This is a genomic window from uncultured Nostoc sp. (assembly GCF_964245575.1).
GTDB lineage: Bacteria > Cyanobacteriota > Cyanobacteriia > Cyanobacteriales > Nostocaceae > Nostoc.
Window position 1 is genome coordinate 1 of the sequence record NZ_CAXTNP010000395.1, and the last position, 5462, is coordinate 5462.

A 5462-nucleotide genomic window follows, 5' to 3' on the forward strand; every position below is an offset into this window, starting at 1 on the left:
TTCAAAAACAGTCATTTCAATAGTAGATTTTATTACACAAGCATTATAGTTCTACCGTTACTTTTATAGTGAAAGAATAAAATTGACAGAATTTTACAACTGAAATGAATTAGTAAAAAACCCTGAAGGCTAGGGCGTGTTGTGGAATCACCTAATTTGTTGTCTATTTATTGGCTGATTTATTATTGGTGTCTACCAGACACCATCTAGACACTTGATGTTTAGGTCGTGTCTAGAGGGTGTCTTTCCATGTCTATGCTGTTTAAGGGCTTCAGCGTTTAGTGTCTGTGGTGTCTGGTGTCCGATGTCCGCAAAAAAAGGGGGTTTTTGGGAGGAGACACCAGCCCACTATGCGGCTAAATTTGATTGAACCTGATAACACCCTCGGCTATCCACTCTGCCTTACCAACCTCGACAATTTCATTCATCCAGCCCTTTATAAGCTCTACAGTGAATCTCTCACCCTGAAATTTAAAGTTGCCTTTAAACTCTCTAACATCAGCTTCAATCCGCTCGGTTCTGATGAGATATTCATACAGTTTTTGCGCCATTAATGATAATTTTTTCGGTTCATATTGGGTGTCACCTGCCTTGCTACCAAGATTTATTTCCAGTTCATAAATGCGCTCTAAAGTGGCTTTATCGATGGGAGCGGAACGTGCGGCCATCTCTGCCTTTGCAGCATCCCGCTTTTGGGAGTCCGAAGGCAGAAATAAATGCGGTCGCTTGACTTTCCTTTCCAAGCTATCGCCGCCGAACTAATACCCACAGTTAAACTCAGCCCAATGGCAACAGCTTTCTTGTCCATCGGCAACTGACCGAACCACGTCATTAAACCCGATTATTGTGATTCTGATAACTGTTTATGTTTGTCGGTTAAATAATTCATTTACCTCTCCTACCACCAAATAGAAAAATCATTAATATCGCTATAACTATCGCCACTCCTGCACCACTGCCCAAACTTAAATAATCATCCGTTTTCACTTTGGGCTTATACATCGTTTGAATTGAAGTATTAGCTGTAAGAGTAGAAGTTTGAAGCCATCCTAAAACAGCCGGGGTAGCCTTTAATGCTTGCAGGACTTACTGGCCGGATTTTAGCAGTAGGCGACCCGCGTCAGGCGATAATGGGCTTTGCGGGTGCAGACAATCAAAGCTACAACAACATTGTCAGGTTAGCTGGAGCAACAGAACTACCTTTATCAATTTGCTATCGTTGTCCGTGATCGCACATTGCCTTAGTTAAGAGCATATTTCCCTACATTCCGATTGAAGCAGCGCCAGATGCCATCGAAGGAATTATTCATCAAATAGAAATTAAGGATATTGAGAAGTTAGTTAAACACGGTGATATTATCATCTGCCGTAAAACTGCACCACTGGTTAGTTTATGTATTTGTCTCATTAGCCAGGGCATCAAAGCAACAGTCAAGGGTCGAGATGTTGGTGATTTTCTTAAAAAATAACTTGACCAAATAGCCAAGTTGCCAGGATACAATTTTAAGTTTTTCAATGATGCTGTTGAACAATATAGACAAATTAAGTTGCAACAATATTTAAATCTAGATAACGAAGATGAATTAAAGCAAAGGTTAGCGGATAGATTAGAAGCGATCGCAACCATTTATCAATCTCAAACACAGGCTACGAGCATTGAGAGCTTGAAATATTATATTGATGAATTGTTCAGTGATGAAAATTCTCCAGTAACTCTGTCCACCATTCATAAATTTAAGGGAGGTGAGGGAGAAAGGATTTTTGTTTACAAAGCTGGAGATATGCCTATGGTTTGGAGAAATCAGCGAGATTGGCAGTTAGAGCAAGAGCAAAACTTGCTTTATGTAGCGCTTACCCGTAGTAAATCTGAATCATTTATTGTAGGTGAATGTGATTGGTACAAACCATTGGCTACAGATAAACAAATCTCCATCAGCACCGCTATACAACCTGAGAATGATGATTATTTTTCGTTATGCAGAAAGGCGAGAGAAGAACTTGATGAAGAATTAACCCCAATCTCTAAAAATGCCAATTCCAGAGCTAAATTTATTAAGACTGTAATTGATGAAGATATTGATTTAGGAATACTTGAAAGCTTAGGCAAAATTAAGTATACTTCTCCTGAGAATAAGAAAGCTGTGTACACTGCAATAGAGAATTATTGGGAAAAATATTTTGATGCTGAAGATGAAGAGAAAAGGGATAATGATTCGTTATCACTTTGACCTAGTCTAGATGATGATGTGGACTTTTAAATAATTATATTGCGACACCGATAGCGTAGCGTTAGTGACATAGGAGCGTCACAGGGAGACAAGCAATGCCTGCGGCGGGCGATGCCAAAGGCGGCAAGCAACGCCTACGCTCCCTATCCTCTAAGAATTTAACAGGCAGGTTTTTTTGTACCTATTTAGACTCTTTTTCTGATCGGCGAAACTCTACCAATGCTTTAAAAACTGTCTCTGCATCGAAACCGCTAGCATTCTGTATATTAATGGATACATCACTGTTGAGACTAACAAAAGAGCCTGTTACCACAGTTAAACCAGATTCTGAAAGCCCAAGTACTCGCCCCCTAGATTCAGCAGACAGCTTTTTAATCTGCTCTGCAAGCAAAGCCTCTTTTATTTCCTGTGACAAGCCATCTAGCAACCGCTCCACCTCATCCAGCCCCACAAATTTAATTCGTTCCAGCATAAATAGATACAGCCTGATAGTTGATAGCTATCAATGATACTTGCTTATGCGCGATTAGACAGCGATCGCCGAGTCAAACCCCGTGCTGTAATTACCTGAAATAGCCTGATTTTGGCGTGTTCTTTTCCACTTGCGACCAATTGCTAATAATGCTGCTTCCATTTCATCTTCATCAGCAGCCTCAATCATTTCCGTAAGCCTTTTACTCGTGTCCCTTTCTGCTAATGGTTCCTCAGCTAACAACTGACAAAAATATTTTCTAGAGCCAGGGGCAAGCTGATCCATCCCCTCTAGTAAAGCTGCAAATACCTCTGGGCTTACCCATTTATGCCCGGAGCGAAACTGGGATAGGTGATTTTGGCTTATACCAGCTAGCACGGCTAATTCCTTTCCCTGAATTCCGTGTCGATCCATCGCCTGCTTAAATAGCTGGTAAATTTGCATAAACTTTTATTTCCTTTTCTTGTAACTACTAGATACAATTTATAGTATAATCTGCCTATTAGATAAATCGAATCAATTTACTAGGTTGATTTAGATCATAATTCTACCCCAAATAAAACAGCTCCGACAAGCCTACACGCAAAGCTGAAATTGAGGCCATCAGCCCTGAACAGTGGGCATCGATGAAAAAAGATTACTTAGTCGGTAAAAAAGATGAGTGAAATTTCCTCTAAGAAATGGGCTGTAGGCGATCGCATCATCACCCCAGGCGATCAACGCGGATTAGTGAGGAGCGTAAACAAAAAAATCTGTATTACTTGGGAAAATGGGCATTTGGGCGAGTACACAAGGATTGAAATGCAGTCTTATGGTTATCAAGAATTCTTAGAGGATGAAGGAGTGATCGCATCGTGCAACTTAAACACGCCAGTTTCTTTGCAGGAATCGGAGGGTTTGACCTCGGAATTGATGCCGCCGGAGCAGCCCATATTATCAAAACTGGACTCTTCATCGAAAATAACCGCGACGCGAAACTCGTTCTCAGCTACAGATTTCCTGATATCTCCATCCACAGCGATATCAAAGATTACTACCCAAGTCCGGGAGAATTCAATCTCTACACAATCGGCTTCCCTTGCACCGGCACCAGCATTGCAGGCAACGGAACAGGACTTGAACACCCAGAATCAAAACTCTGGTTTGAAGCCCTGCGGTGCATCGCCGACGGTCGCCCCAGTTTCATCATCATTGAAAATCCTACAGGAATTGTCAACAAAGGATTACGAGCAGTTCTTGGGGGACTCCAAATGGTTGGCTACGTCTGGGATGATCCGCAAATCATATCAGCTGCGGAACTCGGATCGCCCCAAGAGAGAGAAAGGCTTTTCATCGTTGCCTACACCAACAACGTACTGCAAAGGCTCAACGGGATACAGACCAGCTGGGGCGACCAGATTGGAGCAGAAATTAAGGCCATATATAACCAAGGGCGACAAGTTAAACCCAGCAGTGCCGGGGTGGATGATGGGGTTCCCCGTTGGCTGGGCGGAATATCCTTTGATGGATACTGGAGAAACAATATTAGTGCAGCTCCCATTTATCCCGGAGTACGCCACCACCTCAATAAACGGCGAGATTGTAACGACCTCTACGCCCGATCAGTCTGCCCCCTCCAAGCTGCGATCGCAATTAAGCGAGTCTGTTACCTTGCTAACCTCGCAGCAACTTAAACAATCAGATGTAAAAGTAGACCTTTATATCTGCAACTCTTCCTTAAATGTTGGCAAAATAACTGAGGTTCGGCACACTTATTTTACTGTTGACTGGAGCAGTGAAATTAAATGTTATTTCTGGGAACGGGATGATTATCGAATAAATGGTTTTGCGATCGCACCCCAACACTTAATAGACAAATTCTTCTCCTAAGGGGAGACACTAAAAGCGATAGAGGATAATCAACCGCAACTCTGTACAAAGTGTTTTCAGGTAGTAGCTAAGTCCTATACCTGCAAAAAATGCCCATCTATCGAGTGTACACAGCAATCAAATAACGTAAGTTGTCCCGGTTGTGAATCGCTACTAATTAAACTAGATGACGGCTGTGGAGTGTGTGGATGGACACCCGAAAATTTCTTAGAGGAAAGTGAGCCGCAGCTAGAAACTGTGCAGAAGCCTAAAGGCAGACAGTGTAAAGGATGCCTGTACAGATATATTGAGAATAAGAAGTTGAAAAGTGGGGCTATCGCTTCTTACCCCCGTGTAATCGGACACAGAGAGCCTAGTAATCCTCAGCATTGGAGGTGGGGCTTTAACTGGGAGGAAAAGGTGGATGGTGAGTGGAAGGGACGGAGTATTGGAAATGTGCCAGTAGGTGCGATCGCACTTATTCAATCTAAGCCATTAAAGAGTTTGGAAGATGCGATCGCTGAACAACACTATACTCTTGAGTTAATTCCCCAACTAGAAGCAATATATTTCTGCCCAGATATGAAGGGATTAATAGTTTATAGAGTTACTAACAATGGTGGTATTAAACTCGCTGACCACACAGCAGACGGTGATTTCTTAGAGGAAAAAATTTAGATATAGAAAGCCTGGGGCCGGGATGATTTTTCAGGCTGTATTTGATTTTGGCATTGATTTAACTAAAAGTTGGATGATAGGTGATAGAGACGAGGATGAGAAGGCAACAAACATCAAGTAAATATACGTTTAGCTTACTATCCTCCTTATCATAGTAAGTATAATCCAATAGAAAGGACATGAACCTATCCCACTAATAATATTTTGTTAATCCAGATGTGGATGGTAGCGAGGTC

General features: G+C 42.0%; 7 protein-coding genes and 2 pseudogenes. 6 read left to right on the top strand and 3 right to left on the bottom strand.

Annotation, left to right across the window (positions count from 1 at the left end; translation table 11 throughout):
- Positions 1-356: 356 nt before the first annotated feature.
- Complete coding sequence (locus tag ACFFAP_RS35305; RefSeq protein ID WP_375515573.1) at positions 357-668, bottom strand: hypothetical protein; 312 nt, start codon at positions 666-668, stop codon at positions 357-359.
- A 405-nt stretch (positions 669-1073) separates the two neighbouring features.
- Between ACFFAP_RS35305 and ACFFAP_RS35310 the strand changes: the two genes are divergently transcribed.
- Together ACFFAP_RS35310 and ACFFAP_RS35315 are read left to right on the top strand one after the other, a co-directional pair.
- Positions 1074-1229, top strand: a complete 156-nt coding sequence (locus tag ACFFAP_RS35310) for a hypothetical protein (protein WP_375515574.1) — start codon at positions 1074-1076, stop codon at positions 1227-1229.
- A gap of 258 nt (positions 1230-1487) precedes the next feature.
- On the top strand, positions 1488-2228 hold the full coding sequence (locus ACFFAP_RS35315) for a 3'-5' exonuclease (RefSeq protein WP_375515575.1): 741 nt from the start codon (positions 1488-1490) through the stop codon (positions 2226-2228).
- A 181-nt stretch (positions 2229-2409) separates the two neighbouring features.
- On the opposite strand, the gene ACFFAP_RS35320 is transcribed toward ACFFAP_RS35315, so the two are convergent.
- Both ACFFAP_RS35320 and ACFFAP_RS35325 read right to left on the bottom strand, forming a co-directional pair.
- On the bottom strand, positions 2410-2700 hold the full coding sequence (locus ACFFAP_RS35320) for a hypothetical protein (RefSeq protein WP_375515576.1): 291 nt from the start codon (positions 2698-2700) through the stop codon (positions 2410-2412).
- 54 nt (positions 2701-2754) lie between these two features.
- Positions 2755-3144: a helix-turn-helix domain-containing protein gene (locus ACFFAP_RS35325; protein WP_375515577.1), complete on the bottom strand. Its 390-nt coding sequence runs from the start codon at positions 3142-3144 to the stop codon at positions 2755-2757.
- A gap of 410 nt (positions 3145-3554) precedes the next feature.
- On the opposite strand from ACFFAP_RS35325, the gene ACFFAP_RS35330 reads away from it, so the two are divergent.
- The 4 genes and pseudogenes from ACFFAP_RS35330 to ACFFAP_RS35345 form a co-directional block, all read left to right on the top strand.
- Positions 3555-4373 carry a DNA cytosine methyltransferase gene (locus ACFFAP_RS35330; RefSeq protein ID WP_375515578.1) on the top strand — a complete coding sequence of 273 codons (819 nt, stop codon included), beginning with the start codon at positions 3555-3557 and terminating at the stop codon, positions 4371-4373.
- 376 nt (positions 4374-4749) lie between these two features.
- Complete coding sequence (locus tag ACFFAP_RS35335; protein ID WP_375515579.1) at positions 4750-5226, top strand: hypothetical protein; 477 nt, start codon at positions 4750-4752, stop codon at positions 5224-5226.
- A gap of 13 nt (positions 5227-5239) precedes the next feature.
- A pseudogene (locus tag ACFFAP_RS35340) lies at positions 5240-5347 on the top strand (hypothetical protein); the annotation flags it as partial.
- Positions 5335-5406 (top strand): annotated as a pseudogene (locus ACFFAP_RS35345) (hypothetical protein); the annotation flags it as partial. The pseudogenes ACFFAP_RS35340 and ACFFAP_RS35345, both read left to right, overlap by 13 nt.
- Between the last annotated feature and the right edge of the window lie 56 nt (positions 5407-5462).

What these genes read in the sequence shown, in the direction of transcription:
- ACFFAP_RS35305 (WP_375515573.1), bottom strand. Translation starts at nt 668, where the DNA reads ATGGCCGCACGTTCCGCTCCCATCGATAAAGCCACTTTAGAGCGCATT.
- ACFFAP_RS35310 (WP_375515574.1), top strand. Translation starts at nt 1,074, where the DNA reads ATGCTTGCAGGACTTACTGGCCGGATTTTAGCAGTAGGCGACCCGCGT.
- ACFFAP_RS35320 (WP_375515576.1), bottom strand. Translation starts at nt 2,700, where the DNA reads ATGCTGGAACGAATTAAATTTGTGGGGCTGGATGAGGTGGAGCGGTTG.
- ACFFAP_RS35325 (WP_375515577.1), bottom strand. Translation starts at nt 3,144, where the DNA reads ATGCAAATTTACCAGCTATTTAAGCAGGCGATGGATCGACACGGAATT.